Annotated in this window: 16 protein-coding genes; 11 read left to right on the top strand and 5 right to left on the bottom strand. The window is 58.2% G+C overall.

Annotation, left to right across the window (positions count from 1 at the left end; all coding sequences use genetic code 11):
• Nucleotides 1-153: 153 nt before the first annotated feature.
• The 3 genes from AOA62_RS07785 to AOA62_RS07775 form a co-directional block, all read right to left on the bottom strand.
• A complete protein-coding gene (locus AOA62_RS07785; RefSeq protein WP_099548362.1) occupies nt 154-1878 on the bottom strand; it encodes an ABC transporter ATP-binding protein/permease in 1725 nt (574 codons plus the stop codon).
• Between the two features lie 99 nt (nt 1879-1977).
• Nucleotides 1978-2538 carry a response regulator transcription factor gene (locus tag AOA62_RS07780; protein WP_003171731.1) on the bottom strand — a complete coding sequence of 187 codons (561 nt, stop codon included), beginning with the start codon at nt 2536-2538 and terminating at the stop codon, nt 1978-1980.
• On the bottom strand, nt 2531-3793 hold the full coding sequence (locus AOA62_RS07775; protein ID WP_017138277.1) for an ATP-binding protein: 1263 nt from the start codon (nt 3791-3793) through the stop codon (nt 2531-2533). The genes AOA62_RS07780 and AOA62_RS07775 overlap by 8 nt, the downstream gene beginning before the upstream one ends.
• 205 nt (nt 3794-3998) lie before the next feature.
• Here AOA62_RS07775 and AOA62_RS07770 point away from each other — a divergent pair, with 205 nt between their 5' ends.
• The 11 genes from AOA62_RS07770 to AOA62_RS07720 all read left to right on the top strand — a co-directional run bounded on the left by AOA62_RS07770 (nt 3999) and on the right by AOA62_RS07720 (nt 20366).
• Nucleotides 3999-4712: an SIMPL domain-containing protein gene (locus AOA62_RS07770; protein WP_017138278.1), complete on the top strand. Its 714-nt coding sequence runs from the start codon at nt 3999-4001 to the stop codon at nt 4710-4712.
• A 765-nt stretch (nt 4713-5477) separates the two neighbouring features.
• Nucleotides 5478-7622 carry a hypothetical protein gene (locus tag AOA62_RS07765; RefSeq protein WP_099548359.1) on the top strand — a complete coding sequence of 715 codons (2145 nt, stop codon included), beginning with the start codon at nt 5478-5480 and terminating at the stop codon, nt 7620-7622.
• Between the two features lie 142 nt (nt 7623-7764).
• The gene (locus AOA62_RS07760; RefSeq protein WP_099548357.1) at nt 7765-9366 is read left to right on the top strand and encodes an ABC transporter substrate-binding protein; all 1602 of its coding nucleotides are present in this window, start codon (nt 7765-7767) and stop codon (nt 9364-9366) included.
• A gap of 258 nt (nt 9367-9624) precedes the next feature.
• Nucleotides 9625-11253 (top strand): ABC transporter substrate-binding protein, encoded by a 1629-nt coding sequence (locus tag AOA62_RS07755; RefSeq protein WP_017138281.1) that lies wholly within the window; start codon nt 9625-9627, stop codon nt 11251-11253.
• Between the two features lie 304 nt (nt 11254-11557).
• Nucleotides 11558-13162, top strand: coding sequence for an ABC transporter substrate-binding protein (locus tag AOA62_RS07750; protein WP_017138282.1), 1605 nt, complete (start codon nt 11558-11560; stop codon nt 13160-13162).
• A gap of 170 nt (nt 13163-13332) precedes the next feature.
• Nucleotides 13333-14727: an OprD family porin gene (locus tag AOA62_RS07745; protein WP_017138283.1), complete on the top strand. Its 1395-nt coding sequence runs from the start codon at nt 13333-13335 to the stop codon at nt 14725-14727.
• Nucleotides 14728-14807: 80 nt separating this feature from the next.
• A complete protein-coding gene (locus AOA62_RS07740; RefSeq protein WP_017138284.1) occupies nt 14808-16406 on the top strand; it encodes an ABC transporter substrate-binding protein in 1599 nt (532 codons plus the stop codon).
• A 77-nt stretch (nt 16407-16483) separates the two neighbouring features.
• Nucleotides 16484-17494, top strand: a complete 1011-nt coding sequence (locus AOA62_RS07735) for an ABC transporter permease subunit (protein WP_026013789.1) — start codon at nt 16484-16486, stop codon at nt 17492-17494.
• Between the two features lie 10 nt (nt 17495-17504).
• Nucleotides 17505-18416, top strand: coding sequence for an ABC transporter permease subunit (locus tag AOA62_RS07730; protein WP_017138286.1), 912 nt, complete (start codon nt 17505-17507; stop codon nt 18414-18416).
• 10 nt (nt 18417-18426) lie between these two features.
• Nucleotides 18427-19395 (top strand): ABC transporter ATP-binding protein, encoded by a 969-nt coding sequence (locus AOA62_RS07725; RefSeq protein ID WP_017138287.1) that lies wholly within the window; start codon nt 18427-18429, stop codon nt 19393-19395.
• Entirely contained in the window at nt 19395-20366 is a 972-nt protein-coding gene (locus tag AOA62_RS07720) for a peptide ABC transporter ATP-binding protein (RefSeq protein WP_017138288.1), read from the top strand. Before AOA62_RS07725 ends, AOA62_RS07720 begins: the two co-directional genes overlap by 1 nt.
• Nucleotides 20367-20571: 205 nt before the next feature.
• Here AOA62_RS07720 and AOA62_RS07715 read toward each other — a convergent pair whose 3' ends face one another.
• Entirely contained in the window at nt 20572-20835 is a 264-nt protein-coding gene (locus tag AOA62_RS07715) for a hypothetical protein (protein WP_017138289.1), read from the bottom strand.
• A 470-nt stretch (nt 20836-21305) separates the two neighbouring features.
• Complete coding sequence (locus tag AOA62_RS07710; RefSeq protein WP_017138290.1) at nt 21306-22889, bottom strand: peptide chain release factor 3; 1584 nt, start codon at nt 22887-22889, stop codon at nt 21306-21308.
• Nucleotides 22890-22962: the final 73 nt, after the last annotated feature.

Genomic DNA, 22962 nt, shown 5'->3' with positions numbered 1-22962 from the left:
GCCGGGCTTTTTTGTGGGCCTCAATCAAGCAGGCGACACCGGTCAACTGTGGGAGCTGGCTTGCCTGCGATAGCGGTGTATCAGCAAAGCTTCCATTGCCTGACACACCGCCATCGCGGGCAAGCCCGACTCCCACATTGACCGCGTAAGACCTTAAGCCGGTTGTTGCTCCTGCAACAGCCCGCCTTCAATCCGCACATGCCGCCCATGAAAACGCTTGAGGCTGCTGCGATGGCCGACACTGACGATGCTCAGGCCCGGCAGTTCATCGATCAGCGCTTGATACAGGTTCGCTTCATCCTCTTCATCCATCGCCGAGGTGGCTTCGTCCATGTACAGCCACTGCGGCGCGAACAATAAGGCACGCGCAAAGGCCAGACGTTGCTGCTCACCGGGCGAGAGCATGCGTTGCCAATGGTTGGCCTCATCCAGACGGCTGACCAGATGCGGCAAGCGGCAAGTTTCCAGGACCTGTGCATAACGTTCGGCCGGGTAGGTGCTGTCGTCTTGTGGATAACTCAACACGGCCTTCAGGCTGCCAATCGGCAAGTAAGGCTTTTGCGGCAGGAACAGATAACGCGCCGCCGGCAGGCAAATGCTGCCGTGGCCCGCCGGCCACAAGTTGCCCATGGCGCGCAGCAACGTACTTTTACCGCTACCGGAACGCCCACTGAGCATCACACGCTGGCCAGGCTCTACCGTCATGTCGGCGTCGGTGAGCAGGTGGCGGCCGTCGGCCAGGTCCATGCCCAGGTCTTTGACCACCAGTTGCTCGCCTTGCGGGCGCACATCGATGGCCGGAGCACGTTGTTCGTTGTGGCTCATGGCCTCATGGAAACTCAGCAGACGGTCACTGCTGGCACGCCAGCTGGCGAGGTCGGAGTAAGCGGTGATAAACCAGCTGAAGTTGCCCTGCACATTGCCGAACGCCGAGTTGATTTGCATCAGCTCGCCCAGTTCGATCTTGCCGGCGAAATAGCGCGGTGCCGCCACGATAAATGCAAAGACAACCGCGATCTGCTCATAGCCTGCGGTGAAGAATGTCAGGCGCTTGGACACCTTCATGATGTCCCAATAGTTGTGCCAGACCTTGCCGAACCGCGCACTCAAACGTTGATTCTCGTTTGACTCGCCATTGTACAAAGCAATGCTTTCGGCATTTTCCCGCACGCGCACCATGGAGAAACGCAAGTCTGCTTCGAACCGTTGCTGCTGGTTGCTAAGGCCGATCAAACGACGGCCGATCAGGTGCGTCAGCCAACTGCCGACGGCGGCATACAGCAATGCGCACCAGAACATGTAGCCGGGGATGGTGATACCGAAGACTTCGATGCTGCCCGACACGCCCCACAAGATAATCGAGAACGACACCAGACTGACCACATTGCGCAGCAGGCCCAAACCCAGAGCTAATGTGTTCAAGGTAAAGCTATTGAGGTCTTCGGAAATCCGCTGGTCCGGGTTATCGGTGTAGCCGCCCTGCTCCAACTGGTAGTAGTTCTTGTTGTTAAGCCAGCGTGCAAAGTGCTTTTCGGTGAGCCACGCGCGCCAGCGAATGGTCAACATCTGGGTCAGATAGAGGCGGTAGACCGCGCCGAGAATAGCCACTGCAGCGATACCGCAGAAATAGATGATCTGTTGCCAGAAGGCCGCAGTGTCCTTTTTTTCCAGGGCGTTGTAGAAATCCTTGTACCAGTGGTTAAGCCACACGGAAATCGCCACGCTGAACAGCGTCAGACCAATCACCACAGCCAGCAACAACCAGGCCTTGCCCTTCTCTTCACTACGCCAATACGGTGTGATCATCGCCCAGGTTCGGCGCAAGAATTGCCCACGCACCGCGTCGTTGACCGCGGAATACTCAGCGTTCTGATTCATCGTTCAGGCTCTGTAAGAAAATGTGACAGGCGTTTGAACCGATCATAGACGATCGGTTCAGCGCGCTGTGCAGCCTGAAGCAGATTGTTCAGACTTTGTTCAGCGCCGTACAGGACGCTTCTGCAGCTTGCGTTGCAGGGTGCGACGGTGCATGCCCAGGGCACGGGCAGTGGCGGAGATATTGCCTTCGTGTTCGGTGAGCACGCGCTGGATGTGTTCCCACTGCAGGCGGTCCACCGACATCGGGTTTTCCGGCACCAGGGTATCGAGGTCGGCGTGCTCTGAGAGCAACGCAGCCAGCACGTCGTCGGCATCCGCCGGCTTGCACAGGTAGTTGCAGGCGCCGCGCTTGATGGCCTCGACGGCGGTGGCGATGCTGGAGTAACCGGTGAGGATCACCACGCGCATTTCCGGGTCGAGCTCCAGCAGCTTGGGCAGCAGCACCAGGCCGGAGTCGCCATCCATTTTCAGGTCGAGCGCGGCGTAGTCCGGCAGGTCGGCCTGGGCGATGGTCAGGCCTTCTTCAGCCGAACCTGCGGTGCTCACGCGAAAGCCACGACGGCTCATGGCGCGCGCCATCACGCGGGTAAAGGTGGCGTCGTCATCTACCAGCAACAGGTGCGGCAGTTCTTCGCCTTCGACTTGGATCTCGTCACTCATCGATATCTCCTCGTGCGACACGGGGCAGGCGCAGCTCGGTGAGCGTGCCACCTTCCTCATGACTATAGAGCTTCACTGAGCCGCCCGCGCGGGTCACGCTGGCCTTGCTCAAAAACAGGCCGAGGCCGAAGCCTTTGCCCTTGGTGGTAAAGAAGGGTTTGCCGATTTGTTCGGCAATGGCCAGCGGCACGCCCGCGCCGTGGTCACGAATGCTGATGGTGACGTTTTCGGCGTCCCAGTCCAGCTGCACGCCCAAGCCTTCGGGGCAAGCGTCGGCGGCGTTGTTCAGCAGGTTGAGCAAGGCCTGGGTCAGGTCCGGCGGCGGCGCCATGCGCGGCACACTGCCCTGCCCTAATAGATGAAAACGGTAACTGGCTTCGGGGCGCATCAGGTGCCAGCGATTCAGGGCTTCGTCGAGCCACTGGGTCACGTCCTGCATCTCCACCGCCAGGCGGCGATTGGCTTCGGCGGCGCGCACCAGTTGCTGCAAGGTCTGCTTGCATTGTTTGACCTGTTCGCGCAGCACGCCGAGATCTTCTTGCAACACCGGGTCGTGATGGTCCTGGGTCATTTCGTTAAGCAGCACGCTCATGGTCGCCAGTGGTGTGCCCAACTCGTGGGCGGCACCCGCGGCCTGGGTGGCGACGGCCAGCAATTGCTGGTCACGCAGGCCTTCTTCGCGGCGAATGGCGCGCAGTTCTTCCTGACGGCGCAGTTCTTCGGCCATGCGTGCAGCGAAGAACGTGATCACTGCAGCAGACAGCGCGAAGCTCAGCCACATCCCGTAGATCTGCAGGTTTTCGCGGGCGATGGGAAAGGTTTGCAACGGATAGAACTGCGCCAGCAGCAAGGTATAGAGCGTCAGCGCAATACCCGACAGCACTACCGAATAGCGCCATGGCAAGGTCACGGCGGCGATGGTCAGTGGCACCAGGTAGTAAGAAACAAACGGGTTGGTGGAACCACCAGAGAAATAAAGCAACACACTGTGGATAAACAGATCGCAGGCCAACTGGAGTGCGTATTCCAACTCGGTTACAGGCCACGTGGTACGCAGGCGGATGGCCGTGAACGCGCACAGCACAGTGGAAAACGCCAGGGTCACACCCAGTTGCAGCCACGGCAGCGGCAGCAGGTCGAACCAATAGGCAAGCCCGACGGAGCCGGCCTGTGCGGCCAGTACCAGGGTGCGGATGAACGTCAGGCGCCAGAGGTTCTGGCGTGTGGCGGAAGTCAGTTTTACGGCGGCGAGCATGAGCTCTCCCGGTGAGCGCTGCAGGCGGATCGGCACGAGTATAAACGAAGCAGACCCGCTGGCACGGCGCGTGTGGCTCTTTGACGCAGGCCGGCCAAACGACCGTTCGTCGGCGCCATCACAACTTGTAGCGAATGTGTAAACCCGAAGAACCCGATACCACCGTCTACAGTCATACCCGATACGAACACCTTAAGGAGCTTCCATGTCTCGTTTCACTCGCAGTGCAGCTGTTATCACCCTGGGCGTGGCCACCCTTGCCAGCCTCCCCGCTTTGGCAGCCGAAGGGCTGAACTACAACCAGATTTCCCTGCGCGCCGAGGTCAGCCAGGAGGTTGCCCGCGACAAGATGATCGTCACGCTGTACACCGAATCGCAAAATGCCGACCCGGCCAAGCTTGCTGCCGAAATCACCAACACCATGAACAAGGCGTTGGGCCAGGCACGTGAAGTCAAAGCCGTAACCCTGCGCCAAGGCAGCCGCAACAGCTACCCGATCTACGACAGCAAGAACCAGAAGATCACCGGTTGGCGCGAACGCGCCGAACTGCGTCTGGAAAGCGCCGACTTCCCGGCACTGTCCAAACTCACTGGCGAGCTGTTGAACACCCTGAAAATGGAAAACATGGACTTCGCCATCGCCGACACCACGCGCAAGGCCAGCGAAGATGCGTTGCTCAAGGATGCGGTCGCCGCGTTCAAGGCCCGTGCCCAGCTCGCAACTGACGCGTTGGGTGGCAAGGGCTACAAGATCGTCAACCTGAACTTCAACACCAATGGTTACCCGATGCCTTACGCCCGCAATGGCGGGATGATGATGAAGGCGGCCATGGCGGATTCGGCGCCAACGCCAGAAGTAGAAGCCGGCACCAGCCAGGTCAACATGAGCGCTGATGGGGTGATTGAGGTCTTGCACTAAACCCTTTGCGATATTAGAAACGGCGCAGCCTGACAGGCTGCGCTTTTTTTTGACCGCGCTTATGTCGCCCAACAGCCCCACACCAACAGCGCAAAATCACAACTCACATCGCCGCGCTCGAACGCTATACAGCAACATTTCATTAACGACGACCGTAAAATTTCAAGTGGAACGCTTTCCCACTCAAACTGCCATGCAACAGTTGACAGTACCTTCATGTAAAACTTTTCTTCTGCACAGTCGGAATAAGTTTAAGCATCAACTTTACGTGCTCAACCAGGGTGTAAAGTGGAACTCGACGCGTCCAGCCCCCCACTGAGTGATCATCACTGCTGCCTTGACTTAACAAGCAACGTGTTTATTCGACGTTCTCTGTGCGATGCCTGCTATTGCACCGCAGCGTAAACTTGCGGCCGCCTGCTGCCCAGTGAGGATCGACAGTTAAGTTCACAACCCACTCAGTAAATCGAGCCGACCATGCACACAATGGCACCCTCTTCGCTGCACGCTTGCGCTACACCAACTACTCCCTTGGATTCAAACTATCCAGAACAAGCACACATGGGCAATCGCGTCACTCGCGATCTATCCCCTCCGGATAGAAATTCAAGAGGTTTACCGAGGGGCCAGCCGTTTTATAGCGGTGGGTTTCATGGACACTCGCCCTTCGACGATCTTAAACCGGGTAATATCCCGGGAGTCATTTATGGATGGAGCGTCACTCCACCCGCGGCGAACGCCTCCCTGCAAGAACGGGAGGCACGTATGGGTGACTATGCGGATCGCGTAAGGTGGAAGTTAAAGCTTGTGGAACACGGTAGCGAAGGCGAAAGGAATATTAAATTCCAAGATGCCCGTCAATACATGGAACCCGCAGGTTACTTCAGTGGCGGTTTGCTGGCAGCCGGGTATGACCCGCATGAAACAATCACGGTGACGTTCACCGCTTACACCAAGGAGCTTAATGGTGCTTCTCACCTGACCAGCAAAGACGAGCGCACCTACTTTGCATGGGAGATTGCAGCCGGAGCCCTTAAGCACGATAGGCCCGCGGGAGGCGGCGTGATTAATGCCCAAAGCATGCAAATCAGGCCAGAAGACCGAAATAAAATTAACGACTTGGAGTCGATGGGCGCCAAGCTTCAGCATCATTGGAAAAACGAGATAATCAAGCCCATGGCGGATCATTCGGGCGCACTGGCGAAGCGCTCAGGGTTGGCCGATGCCTATGTAGTGCGGGGCACCTTGCACAGTCTGCGCAACGACAAGGAAAGTTATAAGGCGCTCGGGGCTGAGGCACAAGAAGCCATCGACCGAACACTAGACAAAAACGGCAACGTGGTTATTCCAAATATCTACGGCTATCCGCTGGCCGGGTATGCGTTTATCCCTTACAAAAACTACCATGGCGATTATGATCACCGGCCCAATAGAGGCCTGATGATTGACTTGAAGAACGGCAAGGTCAGTAAAATAGACGGAGATAATGAATTTGCCAGTTGGGCAAAAGAAAACCGCAATGAGTTGCTACGGAGTTTCAACTCCAAGGACAGGCAGGGCGGCCAAAATACCCATTGGCCCCCGGCGGGCGATGTACTCGAAAATTTGATTATCGGTAAAGGTGCCACCTACCCGGGGCGTGCCGGTAAAACCAGCGAAAAAGTTGTACCGGTGGAGGAGACCTTTAATTATACCCAGTCGCGAAATTCACACTATTATTTAAAGTTTGGAAGCCTTAACTCCGGTATTGCCCACGCCTATCAGGAGATGAACACCAACAATGCAAAATCGGACGATCAGACGCAGGTGTTTGGTGCCTCGAAGCAATCGTGGAAGGCCGCGAAAGAGGCGTGGGGCAATACCTTCGGTTACGTCCCCGTTGTCGGCAATACGGGCAATATCGTGTTTGGCATTCATGACGCCGCCACGGGTATGACAGCCAGCGATCGCGTTGGCGGCACTGCTGCCGCGGTGATATCTGCCCTGCAACTCGCGCACGAAGTTGCACAAATTGGGACGGATGCAGGGTTGGGTGAAGCCCCCATCGGACCTACTACCGCGGGCAGCGAAGTTTACGGCTGGAAATACAATGAGCAGACCAAGAGTTTTAATTTTGAGCGAAACATAAAAGTGTCGAGCGAAAGCGATATACACCCCGCCACCCACGCCGCGCCAAGCGAACCGAGTACGCCACCGGCCATTGAGACAGAAGGCGTGCCCCCGACAATCGAAGCGCAAAACAGTAAACGTTCGATTCTAAGGTCCATTGAAGACTTACCGACCGGCGAGGCTCTTTTTTCTACGCCTGAAAAAAACGTAATTCTGAGTGGAGAACTCAATAACCTAAACATCCTTGACAAAAAACTCTACACATTTACCGATTTCAACAAAAAAGGCAGTGCAGAACGACTCAACATACTCGTCCATGGGAGCGTCGACCCTGCTACTGGTATCGCGAAAGTTTCATATGCCGGAAAACTCCATACGCAGGAAGAGCTACTTCAGACACTTAAAGACGCAGGTATTCACCCGGAGACGTTTGACAATATACGGCTGCTGACATGTGACTCTGCAAGTGGTGGAGATGCCTCCTTCGCGGCTGAGTTTCAGAGGCTCATACAGCGCCCTGTCAAAGGCTATCGTGGCACGCTCACAGGCAACCTCGTGCCGGAAGAAATAAATGCCGCGATTGAAAAAGTAGAAAAAGAATATTTGAAAGCCCTAAAACAAACTCAGAACTCCCCGCTGACTGATGCCGATAGGGCATTGGCCAGAGACGAAGCTGAAAAATACGTCGCCAAAGAATTGGCGAAAACCATAAACTTCAAACCCGTAAAGAAAAATCCCTATTGGAATCCGTTTTCATGGTGGGCATTTACTTATAAGCCAATGACCTTCCCACAACCATAACAGCGAGAACCTGCCGAAGGGCATCATCTGACCGCTTTAAGTGAACCAGAGTCTCTACCTGATAACCCTGAACGGCGGTAACCTCGGTGACCGTCGTTTCCGTTTGGGCAGCTTTTATATGCCCACCACTTCAGGGGTCTCCATGGAAAGAATCACCTTAAAACCGTTGCTCCTTGCCGCCGGCCTCCTGGCCTTGATGCCGACCGCTCAGGCGGCGACTACCCTGGTCTACTGCTCCGAAGCCAGCCCCGCCGGCTTCGACCCCAGCCAGTACACCAGCGGCACCGATTTCGATGCCTCAGCCGAAACCGTCTTTAACCGCCTGACCCAGTTCAAGCGCGGTGGCACCGAGGTAGGGCCTGGCCTTGCAACAAGCTGGGAGGTCTCCAAAGACGGCCTGACCTACACCTTCCACCTGCGCGATGGCGTCAAATTCCACACCACCGACTACTTCACCCCTACCCGTGACTTCAATGCGGATGATGTGCTGTTCACGTTCAATCGCTTGCTCGATGCCAACAGCCCGTTTCGCAAGGCTTACCCGTCAGAATCGCCTTACTTCACTGACATGGGTTTGAACACCACGATCAAAAACGTCGAGAAACTCGACAACCACACCGTGCAGTTCAACCTGAACAATGTCGATGCCTCGTTCGTACAGAACCTGGCCATGAGCTTCGCTTCGGTGCAATCAGCCGAATACGCCGCCCAACTGTTAGAAGAAGGCAAAGCCGAGCAGATCAATCAGAAGCCGGTGGGCACGGGCCCGTTTGTGTTCAAGCGCTACCAGAAAGATTCGCAGATTCGCTACGTGGCCAATAAGCAGTATTGGAAGCCCGAGGATGTGAAGCTCGACAATCTGGTATTCGCCATCACCCCGGACGCCGCCGCGCGCCTGCAGAAACTCAAGGCCGGTGAATGCCAGGTCAGCGGTTACCCGCGTCCGTCCGACATTGAAATAATGAAACAAGACCCCAACCTGCGCGTGCTGCAACAGGCCGGTTTCAACTTGGGTTTCCTGGCCTACAACGTGACGCATCCGCCGCTGGACCAGCTCAAAGTGCGCCAGGCGCTGGACATGGCCATCGACAAGCCCGCGATCATCAAGGCCGTTTACCAGAGCGCCGGACAATTGGCGCAGAACGCACTGCCACCGGCGCAGTGGTCTTATGACCCCACTATCAAGGACGCGCCCTACGATCCGACCAAGGCCCGGGCGCTACTAAAAGAAGCAGGGGTTGCACCAGGTACCACCATCAATTTGTGGGCCATGACGGTACAGCGTGCTTCAAACCCCAACGCACGCATGTCGGCACAAATGATCCAGCAGGATTGGGCGAAGGTCGGTATCAAGGCCAACATAATCAGCTACGAATGGGGCGAATACATCAAGCGCGCCAAAAATGGCGAGCATGACGCCATGATTTATGGCTGGACCGGCGACAACGGCGACCCGGATAACTGGCTCGGCGTGCTCTACAGTTGTGCCGCCGTCAAGGGCAGTAACTACGCCAAATGGTGTAACCCGGCCTACGACAAGCTGGTGCAACAGGCCAAGGTCAGCAACGACCGCGATCAACGCATCAAGTGGTATCAACAGGCGCAAAAAATACTTAAGGAACAAGTACCTATAACACCTATTGCGAACTCGACGGTTTTCCAGCCACTGCGTAAGGAAGTGCAAAACTTCAAGATCAGCCCGTTTGGGCTTACGCCGTTCTATGGTGTCAGTCTAGATAAGTAACATCATCGCCCCAACCGAGTGCGCCAGACGCCTCGGCTGGGCCTTTTTGGTGCGCACAATGCACCGAAAAAACCCTCTATATATATGCATTTATGTACAAACTTTCATAAATGCGACATTCCTGTACGTTCGTACCACAGTTTGCCTCTCGCAACGGTTCAGCATCTTGCAATGGGTATGGCCCCTGCATAAGTATCCGCAGGCCGACTCACGAGGTCGCCCTCACCACCAAAAATGACAACAAATCATGAGGCCAACATGCTTAAACACGCAGTCCTTCCGCTTTTAGTGAGTGCTGGCCTTATGGCCGCAGCTCCATTCGCCCAAGCGGCGACTAACCTGGTGTTCTGCTCCGAAGGGAGCCCGGCCGGTTTCGACCCAGGCCAGTACACCACCGGAACAGACTTCGATGCCTCGGCCGAAACCATGTTCAACCGTCTGACCCAGTTCGAACGCGGCGGCACTGCTGTGATTCCTGGGCTGGCCACCAGCTGGGACGTTTCCCCGGATGGCCTGACGTACACCTTCCACCTGCGTGATGGCGTGAAGTTCCACACCACCTCGTACTTCAAGCCGACCCGTACCTTCAATGCTGATGACGTGCTGTTCACGTTCAACCGCATGATCAATAAGGACGACCCGTTCCGCAAAGCCTACCCCACCGAGTTCCCGTACTTCACGGACATGGGGATGGACACCAACATCAAGAACATCGAGAAAGTCGATGACCACACCGTCAAGTTCACCCTTGGCACTGTGGACGCCGCTTTCATCCAGAACCTGGCGATGAGCTTCGCGTCGATCCAGTCGGCTGAATACGCCGCCCAACTGTTGAAAGAAGGCAAGGCACAGGACATCAACCAGAAGCCAATCGGCACTGGCCCGTTCGTGTTCAAGAGCTACCAGAAAGACTCCAACATCCGTTACACCGGCAACAAGGATTACTGGAAGCCTGAAGACGTGAAGATCGACAACCTGATCTTCGCCATCACCACTGACCCGTCGGTGCGTATCCAGAAGCTGAAGAAAAACGAATGCCAGGTGACCCTGTTCCCGCGTCCAGCCGACCTCAAGGCGCTGGGTGAAGACAAGGACCTGAAACTGCCGCACCAGGCCGGTTTCAACCTGGGCTACATCGCTTACAACGTTATGCCGGTGCTCAAGGGCCAGACCGCCGCCAACCCACTGTCTGACCTGCGTGTACGTGAAGCGCTGGACATGTCGGTGAACAAGCAGCAGATCATCGACTCCGTGTACCAGGGCGCAGGCCAACTGGCCGTCAACGCCATGCCGCCGACCCAGTGGTCCTACGACACCACCATCAAGGATGCCCCGCATGATGTGACCAAAGCCAAGGCTTTGCTCAAGGAAGCGGGCGTCAAGGAAGGCACCGAAATCACCCTGTGGGCCATGCCGGTTCAACGTCCGTACAACCCGAACGCCAAGCTGATGGCCGAGATGCTGCAGAACGACTGGAAACAGATCGGCCTGAAGGTCAACATTGTCAGCTACGAGTGGGGCGAGTACATCAAGCGTTCCAAAGGCGGCGAGAACCAGGCCATGATCATTGGCTGGAGCGGTGACAATGGTGACCCGGACAACTGGCTGAACGTGCTGTTCGGCTGCGACTCGCTGTCCGGTAACAACTTCTCCAAATGGTGCGACAAGAAATTCGACGGCATCGTCAAAGAAGCCAAAGCCACATCGGATGTCGCCAAACGCACCGAGCTGTACAAGCAGGCGCAACATATCCTCAAAGATGCAGTCCCGATGACACCTATCGCGCACTCGACGGTGTATCAACCCATGCGCAACACCGTGCAGGACTTCAAGATCAGCCCGTTTGGCTTGAACTCCTTCTACGGCGTTAGCGTAAGCGGCAAGTAAGGCTCAGTAGCGGCGACGTTTCATAACGTCGCCGTTATTGCATCCGCCCAGACCGTAGGAAACAGACCACATCCGCAACATTGCCGTCCTACAGCAATGAACTGCGACATGTGCATCCGTTGCCTACAAGGTCAATCCGTTTTGGCGCATTTACTGCAAGCTCCGCGACCCATACCGTCGTAGGACAGCAGAGGCTCCAACCTAGGAAAGGCACTTGCTGTATGTGGGATCAGTGATGTCTCCCAGGCCTGACGCCTGGGTGATTGTTCGCTGGTGACAACAACAAACAAGGATCGGGATCGTCATGCGCCATACCACTGTTCTATCCGCAATTTTTGGCACCAGCCTGCTGGCTGTGGCCACGATGGGCCAAGCCGCCGAAAAGAAGAGCCTGGTGTTCTGCTCTGAAGGCAGCCCGGCCGGGTTCGACACCGCGCAGTACACCACCGCCACCGACAACGACGCGGCGGAGCCCTTGTACAACCGCCTGGTTGAATTCGAAAAAGGCGCGACTGACGTGGTGCCTGGGCTGGCAACCAAGTGGGATATTTCCGAAGACGGCCTGACTTACACCTTTCACCTGCGTGAAGGGGTGAAGTTCCACAGCAACAAGGAATTCAAGCCGACGCGCGACTTCAACGCCGACGACGTGCTGTTCACCTTCAACCGCATGCTCGACCCTGAATACCCGTTTCGCAAGGCCTACCCCACCGAGTTTCCATACTTCAACGGGATGAGCCTGAACAAGAACATCGCCAAGGTCGAGAAGACCGGCCCTTACACCGTGGTGATGACCCTGAACACGGTTGATGCCGCGTTTGTGCAAAACATCGCCATGAGCTTTGCCTCGATCCTGTCGGCCGAGTACGCCGAACAGTTGCTTAAACAAGGTAAACCCAGCGACATCAACCAGAAGCCGATCGGCACAGGCCCGTTCGTATTCCAGCGCTACCAGAAAGACTCGCAGATCCGTTATGTGGGCAACAAGCAGTACTGGGACCCGAGCCGCGTCAAGCTGGACCAACTGATTTTCGCCATCAACACCGACGCCTCGGTGCGGGTGCAGAAGCTCAAGGCTGGCGAGTGCCAGGTGACCCTGCACCCGCGCCCCGCTGACGTCGACGCGCTCAAGGCCGACCCGAACCTGCAACTGTTGACCAAGCCAGGTTTCAACCTCGGCTACATCGCCTACAACGTGCGCCACAAACCTTTCGACCAGCTCGAAGTGCGCCAGGCGCTGGACATGGCGGTGAACAAGCAAAGCATCCTCAATGCCGTGTACCAGGGCGCGGGCCAACTGGCGGTCAACGCCATGCCGCCGACCCAGTGGTCCTACGACGACAGCATCAAGGACGCCGCCTACAACCCGGAAAAAGCCAAGCAACTGCTCAAGGCCGCCGGCGTTAAAGAAGGCACCGAGATCACCCTGTGGGCCATGCCGGTGCAGCGCCCGTACAACCCCAACGCCAAGCTGATGGCCGAAATGCTGCAAAGCGATTGGGCCAAGATCGGCCTCAAGGTCAAGATCGTCAGCTACGAATGGGGCGAGTACATCAAGCGCACCAAAAACGGCGAGCACGATATCAGCCTGATCGGCTGGACCGGCGACAACGGTGACCCGGACAACTGGCTGGGCACCCTCTACAGCTGCGACGCCATCGGCGGGAACAACTACTCCATGTGGTGTGACCCGGCGTACGACAAGCTGATCAAGCAAGCCAAGGTCGTGACCGACCGCGAACAAAGGACTGTTCTGTACAAACAGGCGCAGCAATTGCTTAAACAGCAAGTGCCAATCACGCCAGTCGCCCACTCGACGGTCAACCAGCCGTTAAGCGCCAAAGTCGAAGGTTTCAAAGTCAGCCCCTTCGGCCGCAACGTGTTCTCGGGCGTCAGTTTCAACCCATAAGAAAATAACCGGATGGTGCGGAGCCAAATCGGCTCCGTAGCAAACGTGCCGCCTTTTGTTGGGATTTATCCTACGGCAAACGTTTGCAATAGCTTGAACGAGTTACACACCCAATAGCCGGTTCACCTAAAAAGACCGGCATTAAAAAGAGAACCAAAGGAGCTCCACCCATGAAACTGAGCAGCAAAGCGCTTCTGGCCCTGGCCATCAGCAGCATCACGGCAACCGCCTTCGCTGAAACCCAGAGCCAGGACTTCGTTCCAACCACATTGGCCGGCACCAGTGCCCAAAGCGAGGCCAAAGGCTTTGTCGACGGCGCAAGCCTGGGCGGTACCACCCGTAACTGGTTCTCCAACGAACAGAAGTTCCGTGGCGGCAAGTTCACCTACCAGAAGCACGGCGAAGCGCGCACTGACGCTTACCGTACCAACTGGGTACAGGGCACCATCCTCAACCTGAGCTCGGGCTTTACCCAAGGCACCGTGGGCGTCGCTACCGAAGTCGCGGCCTACAACGCTCTGGTTCTGGACCGCAGCAAGCGCGACATCAAGGGTGGTTCCAACCGTACCCTGGCCGACTCCAACGGTGATGCAGTCGACCAGTGGAGCAAACTGGGCCTGGCCAACGTGAAGTTCCGTGTGTCGAACACCACCTTGACCGCCGGTCGCCAGAACTTCAGCAGCGGCATCGTCGACACCATCGGCAACCGTGCGCTGCCATCGAGCTTCGAAGGTTTCGCCCTGAACAGCGAAGAGTTCAGCAACCTGTCGTTCCAGGGCGCTTACTTCGACCGCGTGTCGCCACGTACCGAACAGAGCCTGTCGAAATTCCGCAGTGAATACGGCAATGGCCAGGAAGCGGATCACGTCTACACCGCCGGCGTGAACTACCAGCCGTTCAAGAGCCTGAAAACCAGCTTCTTTGGCGCTCAAGTCAAAGACTTCTGGAACCAGTACTACTTCGGCGCCACCCACGAACTGGGTGATGCTCAAACCCTGGCCCTGACCACCGGCCTGAACTACTACAAGACCGTCGACGAAGGCAAAAAGTTGATGGGCAAGATCGACAACGACACCTACTCGCTGTCGCTGGGCCTGACTCACCAGGCTCACAGCCTGACCTTCTCGTACCAGGAAGTTAACGGTAACGAGTACTTCGACTACCTGCACGAAACCAACGGCATCTACCTGGCCAACTCCCTGACGTCCGACTTTAACGGCCCGAACGAGAAATCGTTCCAGGTCGCTTACGGCCTCAACATGGCCGAATACGGCGTGCCGGGCCTGAAGTTCAACATCTACTCGGCTCGCGGCTGGGGCATCGACGGCACTCACTACACCGGCGACGGCGGCGTGAAAGGCTTCGCTTACAACGGCATCCAGAATCAGGATGGCGAGAAACACCAGGAATACGGCATCGGTACTTCCTACGCCCTGCAGAGCGGCCCACTCAAGGCCACCACCATCCGTGGTACCTACGTGACTCACCGTGCCAGCGCCAACCAGGCTGACGGCAACATCCGTGAGTTCCGCCTGGTCACCACCATCCCGTTCAACATTCTTTAATTAGCGCCAGGTAGACGGCGGGCTCATCACGAGCCCGCCGTCTACGCTTGTCTGGTTTAATCGATTGCAGAGGGCTCTGAATGAAAATGCTCCCGCTACAAGCTGCCATTGCCGCTGCGCTGTTGAGCGTTGCGATCGGCGTTTCAGCCAAACCGCTGGTGGTCTGCACCGAAGCCAGCCCGGAAGGTTTTGACCCGGTTCTGTACACCACCGCAGTAACCGCTGACGCCGCCGCTGAAACCATGTTCAACCGCCTGGTGGACTTCAAGCCCGGCACCACCGAAGTTGTACCGGCACTGGCCAAGGCCCTGCCCGAGATCAGCGCTGATGGCCTGACCTACACCTTCCACCTGCGTGACGATGTAAAGTTCCACACCACCGACTACTTCAAACCCACGCGCAACATGAACGCCGACGACGTGCTTTGGAGCTTTCAGCGCCAGCTGGACCCGAATCACCCTTGGCACAACAAGTCCCTCGTGGGCTACCCGTACTTTGAAAGCATGGGCTTCAAGGAACTGCTCAAGAGCGTAGAGAAGACCGACGATCACACCGTCGTCTTTACCCTGACCCGTCCTGAAGCACCGTTTTTGGCCGACCTGGCCATGGCGTTTTCCTCGATTCACTCCGCCGAATACGCCGACCAGTTACTCAAGTCCGGCAGGACCGATGACCTGAACGCCAAGCCCATCGGCACCGGCCCGTTCATCTTCACCCGTTACGCCAAAGACGCCCAGGTGCGTTTCAAGGCCAACCCGGACTACTTCCGTGGCAAACCGCCAGCTGACCCGCTGATCCTAGCGATCACCACCGACAACAATGTGCGCCTGCAGAAGCTCAAGGCCAACGAGTGCCAGATCGCGCTGTATCCGAAACCGGATGACGTGCCGAGCATGAAGGCTGACCCGAACCTGAAGGTTGCGGAGCTGGCGGCGATGACCACCGCCTACACTGCGCTGAACACCACTCACAAGTACATGAGCGACGCGCGGGTGCGTCACGCGATCAACATCGCGTTCGACAAAAAAGGCTACAACGAATCCCTGTACGGCAAAGGCAATGCCATTGATGCCACCGGCCCGTACCCGCCAACGCTGCTGGGTTTCAGCGACAAGCTGAAAAACCCAACCCGTGACCTCGACAAGGCCCGCGCCCTGCTCAAGGAAGCCGGCGTACCGGAAGGCACCGAGTTCACTCTGTTCACCCGTAATGGCGGCGGCCCGACCAACCCCAACCCGATGCTCGGCGCCCAGCGCATGCAGGCGGATCTGGCGCAGATCGGCCTGAAAGTGAACATCAAAGTGATGGAATGGGGCGAGATGCTCAAGCGTGCCAAAAACGGCGAGCACGACATGGTTTCCGCCGGTTGGGCAGGGGATAACGGGGACCCGGATAACTTCCTCACGCCAAACCTGAGTTGCGATGCAGCGAAAAACGGCGAAAACTACGCCCGCTGGTGTAACAAAGAGTTTCAAGACTTGATCGACAAAGCGCGCGCCATCGAGGAACCCTCGAAACGGGCCACACTCTACGAACAAGCCATGGATGTCTTCGAAAAAGACCAACCATGGATTCCCATGGCTTACCCGAAAATGTTCACCGCCATGCGCAAAAACGTCGAAGGCTTTACCCAAAGCCCTCTGACCACAAATAACTTCGCCACCACCCAGGTGAAGTAAATAAGAGAAGACGCTCGGCACCGTCGACATTGACGGTGCCGAACCTGCCTAACCGGCTGATTGAGGTACACAACAAGATGTTTAGTTTTATTGCCCGCCGATTGGGGTTATTGATCCCCACGTTTTTCGGCATCACGTTGCTGACGTTTGCGTTGATTCGCATGATTCCCGGCGACCCCGTAGAAGTCATGATGGGCGAACGCCGTGTCGACCCCGAGATGCACGCACAGGCAATGGAACGCCTTGGCCTGAACAAGCCACTCTATGCGCAATACTTTGACTATGTAGGCAAGCTCGCCCACGGCGACCTCGGCGAATCCCTGCGCACGCGCACCAGCGTGTGGACCGAATTCACCGCCCTCTTCCCTGCGACCCTGGAACTGTCCATGGCCGCCCTGTTGTTCGCCGGTATCCTGGGCCTGTTGGCCGGGGTGATCGCGGCCCTTAAACGAGGATCCCTGTTCGACCATGGGGTGATGGGCATCTCCCTTGCGGGATATTCGATGCCGATCTTCTGGTGGGGCCTGATCCTGATCATGTTCTTCTCGGTGAGCCTGGGCTGGACCCCGGTTTCCGGGCGTATCGACCTGCTCTACGACATCGAGCCGCGCACCGGCTTCATGCTGATCGACACCTTGCTGGCTGACGAGCCGGACGCGTTCTGGGATGCCCTGCACCACCTGATCCTGCCGGCCATCGTGCTCGGCACCATCCCGCTGGCGGTGATTGCGCGCATGACCCGTTCGTCGATGCTCGAAGTACTGCGTGAAGACTACATCCGCACCGCCAAGGCCAAAGGCCTGTCGCCGGCGCGCGTGGTATTCGTGCACGGCCTGCGTAACGCGCTGATCCCGGTACTGACCGTGGTCGGCCTGCAAGTCGGCACCCTGCTGGCCGGTGCGGTCCTGACCGAAACCATCTTCTCGTGGCCCGGCATCGGCAAATGGCTGATCGAAGCCATTGGCGCGCGGGACTACCCGGTGGTGCAAAACGGCATCTTGCTGATCGCCTGCCTGGTGATCATGGTGAACTTCGTGGTGGATATCCTCTACGGCTTCGCCAACCCACGCATCCGTCACCAGCGCTGAGATCATGACCATGAGCACACCTACTCAAGCGGTAGCAGTCGATCAAAGCCTGCTGTACCCGTCCCCGTACAAAGAATTCTGGCAAGCCTTTTCCAAAAACAAAGGCGCGGTTGCCGGCCTGCTGTTTATGTTGCTGATCGTGTTCTGCGCGATTTTCGCCCCGTGGGTTGCGCCACATAACCCCAGCGAGCAATACCGCGACTTCCTGCTCACCCCACCGGCCTGGCTGGAAGGTGGGCAAATACAGTTCCTGTTGGGTACTGACGAGCTGGGCCGTGACCTGCTCTCGCGGCTGATCCAGGGTTCGCGCCTGTCGTTGCTGATCGGCTTGTCGTCGGTGGTGATGTCGCTGATCCCGGGCATCCTGCTGGGCCTGTTCGCCGGTTTCTTCCCACGCGTGCTTGGCCCGACCATCATGCGCTTGATGGACATCATGCTGGCCCTGCCATCGCTGCTGCTGGCTGTTGCCATCGTCGCAATCCTCGGCCCTGGCCTGATCAACACCGTCATCGCCATCGCTATCGTGTCGCTGCCGTCTTATGTCCGTCTGACCCGCGCTGCGGTAATGGGCGAACTGAACCGCGACTACGTGACTGCCGCCCGCCTCGCCGGCGCCGGCCTGCCACGCCTGATGTTCATCACCGTGCTGCCCAACTGCATGGCACCGCTGATCGTACAGGCCACCTTGAGCTTCTCCTCGGCGATCCTCGATGCTGCCGCCCTGGGCTTCCTTGGCCTTGGCGTACAACCGCCAACCCCTGAGTGGGGCACCATGCTGGCTTCGGCCCGTGACTACATCGAACGCGCCTGGTGGGTGGTGAGCCTGCCGGGTTTGACCATTTTGCTCAGCGTGCTGGCAATCAACTTGATGGGTGACGGCCTGCGCGATGCGCTGGACCCGAAACTCAAGAACGCCGCCTGAGGAGATTCCCATGTCACTGTTAGAAATCAAGAATCTCAACGTGCGCTTCGGCGACAAGACCGCCGTGCCGGTGGTCGATGGCCTCGACATTTCCGTCGACAAAGGCGAAGTACTGGCGATCGTTGGCGAGTCGGGCTCGGGTAAATCCGTGACCATGATGGCGCTGATGGGCCTGATCGAGCACCCCGGTATCGTTACTGCCGACGCGCTGAACTTTGACGGCAAGGACATGCTCAAGCTGAGCAACCGCCAGCGTCGCCAGATCGTCGGCAAAGACCTGGCGATGGTGTTCCAGGACCCGATGACCGCGCTGAACCCCAGCTACACCGTGGGTTTCCAGATCGAAGAAGTGCTGCGCCTGCACCTGAAAATGTCCGGCAAGCAAGCCCGCAAACGCGCTATCGAACTGCTCGAAAAGGTAGAAATCCCAGGCGCCGCCAGCCGTATGGATGCTTACCCGCACCAACTGTCCGGCGGTATGAGCCAGCGCGTGGCAATCGCCATGGCGATTGCCGGCGAGCCGAAGCTGCTGATCGCCGATGAGCCGACCACGGCATTGGACGTGACCATCCAGGCGCAGATCATGGAACTGCTGCTGGCCCTGCAAAAAGAGCAGAACATGGGCCTGGTGCTGATCACTCACGACCTCGCGGTCGTGGCTGAAACCGCCCAGCGCGTGTGCGTGATGTACGCCGGCCAGGCCGTGGAAGTCGGCCAGGTGCCGCAACTGTTCGACATTCCGGCGCACCCGTACAGCGAGGCACTGCTCAAGGCCATTCCCGAGCACAGCCTGGGCGCCACGCGCCTGGCCACGCTGCCGGGTATCGTGCCTGGTCGTTATGACCGCCCGCAGGGTTGCCTGCTGTCGCCACGTTGCCCGTACGTGCAGGAATCCTGCCGTGCCCAGCGCCCCGGCCTTGACCCGAAAAGCAACAGCCTCGCGCGCTGCTTCTACCCCTTGAACCAGGAGGTGGCGTAATGGCCGTCGTTCTTACCGCCCGCGACCTCACCCGTCACTACGAAGTGTCCCGTGGCCTGTTCAAGGGCCATGCACTGGTGCGCGCGCTTAATGGTGTGTCGTTTGAACTGGAAGCCGGCAAGACCCTCGCCGTGGTAGGCGAGTCGGGTTGCGGTAAATCCACCCTGGCCCGTGCGCTCACGCTGATTGAAGAGCCGTCGTCCGGCTCCTTGAAAATCGCCGGCCAGGAAGTCGCCGGCGCCGACAAGGCCCAGCGCAAGCAATTGCGCAAAGACGTGCAGATGGTGTTCCAGAGCCCGTACGCCTCGTTGAACCCGCGCCAGAAGGTCGGTGACCAGCTCGGCGAGCCGCTGCTGATCAATACCAACCTGTCCGCCGCCGAACGCCGCGAGAAAGTGCAGGCCATGATGAAGCAAGTGGGCCTGCGCCCTGAGCATTATCAGCGCTACCCGCACATGTTCTCCGGTGGCCAGCGCCAGCGCATCGCCCTGGCTCGCGCCATGATGTTGCAGCCTAAAGTGCTGGTGGCGGATGAGCCGACCTCGGCGCTGGACGTGTCGATCCAGGCCCAGGTACTCAACCTGTTCATGGACCTGCAGCAGGAATTCAACACCGCCTACGTGTTCATCTCCCACAACCTGGCGGTGGTGCAACACGTCGCCGACGACGTGATGGTGATGTACCTCGGCCGCCCCGTGGAAGTCGGCCCCAAGGAAGACATCTACGCGCGCCCGCTGCACCCCTACACCCAGGCGCTGCTGTCGGCCACCCCGACCATCCACCCGGACCCGAACAAGCCGAAGATCAAGATCGTCGGCGAACTGCCCAACCCGCTGAACCCGCCGCCTGGCTGCGCTTTCCACAAACGTTGCCCGTATGCCACGGCGCGGTGCAGCAGTGAGGAGCCGCAGTTGCGAGCGTTGGATAACCGTCAGGTGGCTTGCCACTATGCGGAGCAATTCGTGGCCTGACGAGATCGCTGGATCGTTCCCACGCTCTGCGTGGGAACGCCGCCCAGGACGCTCTGCGTCCCGTCGCTCGATTAAGGCGTGACGCAGAGCGTCACAGGATGCATTCCCACGCGGAGCGTGGGAACGATCGACTTAGAGGAGTTCTACCGCCCCACCCGTCGGATTGCGCATCAGTCCGGCAGGCGGGGCTTTTTTTCATCTCGACTCAGGTATCGCTGTCACCTTCAGAGTTGTCATCGTCATCTGGCGGCGCTTGCTGGTCATCATCATCCTTGGAACCGCCCTGGTCCTCATCACCGGCCTCAGACTCGCTCTTGGCCAACTGCAAACCACCCACCTGCGCCGTCTTCGCCGCCACATAGCCTGGGGCCTGGCTCTGCACAGCCGTACTGGCCCACGCCGAAGAAGCGCCCAGCGATAACATCACCAACACTTTCAGCAACAGCACCAAACGTTGAAAGATAGTCATGGTCGATTTCCGTCCAGTCAGTGAAACACGTGCGCCAGCGTTCGACCGGCGCTGTGAATGAAGCTAGTTCCGTTCTCGGGTTTATGCCAATCAGGCCTCACGTATCCTGTCCTCACCGTCATTGTAGGGGTTTTCTTGATATTCCTTGGGCGCTGGCTGAGCCTGGGGCTGCCAGCAGCATCAGCTGGACGGCACGTTGAGTTATACGCAAGGTCGCCTCCGGATCCGTCGGTGAGTGGGTGAAGTATTTGAAAACGCTAGACCGGATGCGGGATTCGCGCCAATGGCCCGGACAGATGAAGATCAAAATGTGGGAGCTGGCTTGCCTGCGATAGCGGTGGGCCAGCCACTGATAGGGTTACTGACAGACCGCCATCGCAGGCAAGCCAGCTCCCACAATGGACCAGCGTCGCGCACACAAAAAAGGGCGAAGCCATGACAGCTTCGCCCTTTGGTGTACCGCACAGACCTTAGTGGTGTTCGCGGGTCGCCCGGAATTTCACATCCGGCCAGCGCTCTTCCATCAGCGCCAGGTTGACCCGCGTCGGTGCCAGGTAGGTCAGGTGACCACCGCCGTCGATCGCCAGGTTTTCCACGGCCTTGTTGGAGAACTCTTCCAACTTCTTCTTATCGCTGCAATCAATCCAGCGCGCCGAATACACCGTGATCGGCTCGTAGGAGCACTCCACCTTGTATTCCTCTTTCAAGCGGCTGGCGACCACATCGAACTGCAGCACACCGACGGCGCCGAGGATGATGTCGTTGCTGCGCTCGGGGAAGAACACTTGGGTGGCACCCTCTTCCGCCAGCTGCTGCAGGCCTTGGCGCAGTTGCTTGGATTTGAGCGGGTCACGCAGGCGTACGCGGCGGAACAGTTCCGGGGCGAAGTGCGGGATGCCGGTGAAGCCCAGGGCTTCGCCTTCGGTGAAGGTGTCGCCGATCTGGATGGTGCCGTGGTTGTGCAGGCCGATAATGTCGCCGGCAAACGCCTCTTCCAGCTGTTCACGCTCGGAGGAGAAGAACGTCAGGGCGTCGCCGATGCGCACGTCCTTGCCGGTGCGCACGTGGCGCATCTTCATGCCTTTTTCGTATTTACCGGAGCAGATGCGCATGAAGGCGATACGGTCGCGGTGTTTGGGGTCCATGTTCGCCTGGATCTTGAACACGAAGCCGGTGAATTTCTCTTCGACCGGTTCCACGGTGCGCTCGTTGGCAACCCGGGCCAGGGGTTTCGGCGCCCAATCCACCACGGCGTCGAGCACGTGGTCGACACCGAAGTTGCCCAGTGCAGTACCGAAGAACACCGGCGTCAGCTGGCCGTCGAGGAATTCCTGCTGGTTGAACTCGTGGCAGGCGCCCTGCACCAGTTCCAGCTGGTCGACAAAACGGTCGTACTCGTCACCCAGGTGGGCGCGGGCTTCGTCCGAGTCGAGCTTCTCGATGATCTTGGTTTCGGTGCGTTCGTGACCGTGGCCGGCGGTGTAGACAATGATGTAGTCGTCGGCCAGGTGATAAACGCCCTTGAAGTCGCGGTAGCAACCAATCGGCCAGGTGATCGGCGCGGCCTTGATCTTCAGGACGGCTTCGATTTCATCCAGCAACTCGATCGGGTCGCGAATGTCGCGGTCGAGTTTGTTGATGAAGCTGACGATGGGCGTGTCACGCAGGCGGCAGACGTCCATCAGCGCGATGGTCCGTGGCTCAACGCCTTTACCGCCGTCGAGGACCATCAAGGCCGAGTCCACCGCGGTGAGGGTGCGGTAGGTGTCTTCGGAGAAGTCTTCGTGGCCGGGGGTGTCGAGCAGGTTGACCATGTGGTCGCGATACGGGAACTGCATGACCGACGTGGTAATGGAAATACCCCGTTGTTTTTCCATTTCCATCCAGTCGGATGTCGCATGGCGGTCGGATTTGCGGGATTTCACCGTGCCGGCCACAGCGATTGCCTTGCCCATCAGCAACAGCTTCTCGGTGATGGTGGTTTTACCGGCATCGGGGTGGGAAATAATGGCGAAAGTGCGGCGTTTCGCGACTTCGGCGGCCTGGTGGGTCATGGGAAATCGCCTGGCAGGTGAGTCAAAAAAGGGCGGCGAGTATAGCGCAAACCCCAGGCGCCGGACCACCGTT

The organism is Pseudomonas sp. 2995-3 (assembly GCF_002742565.1).
Lineage (GTDB): Bacteria > Pseudomonadota > Gammaproteobacteria > Pseudomonadales > Pseudomonadaceae > Aquipseudomonas > Aquipseudomonas edaphica.
The sequence above is the reverse complement of the archived record's forward strand: the minus strand, read 5'-3'. Positions and strand labels throughout refer to the sequence as shown.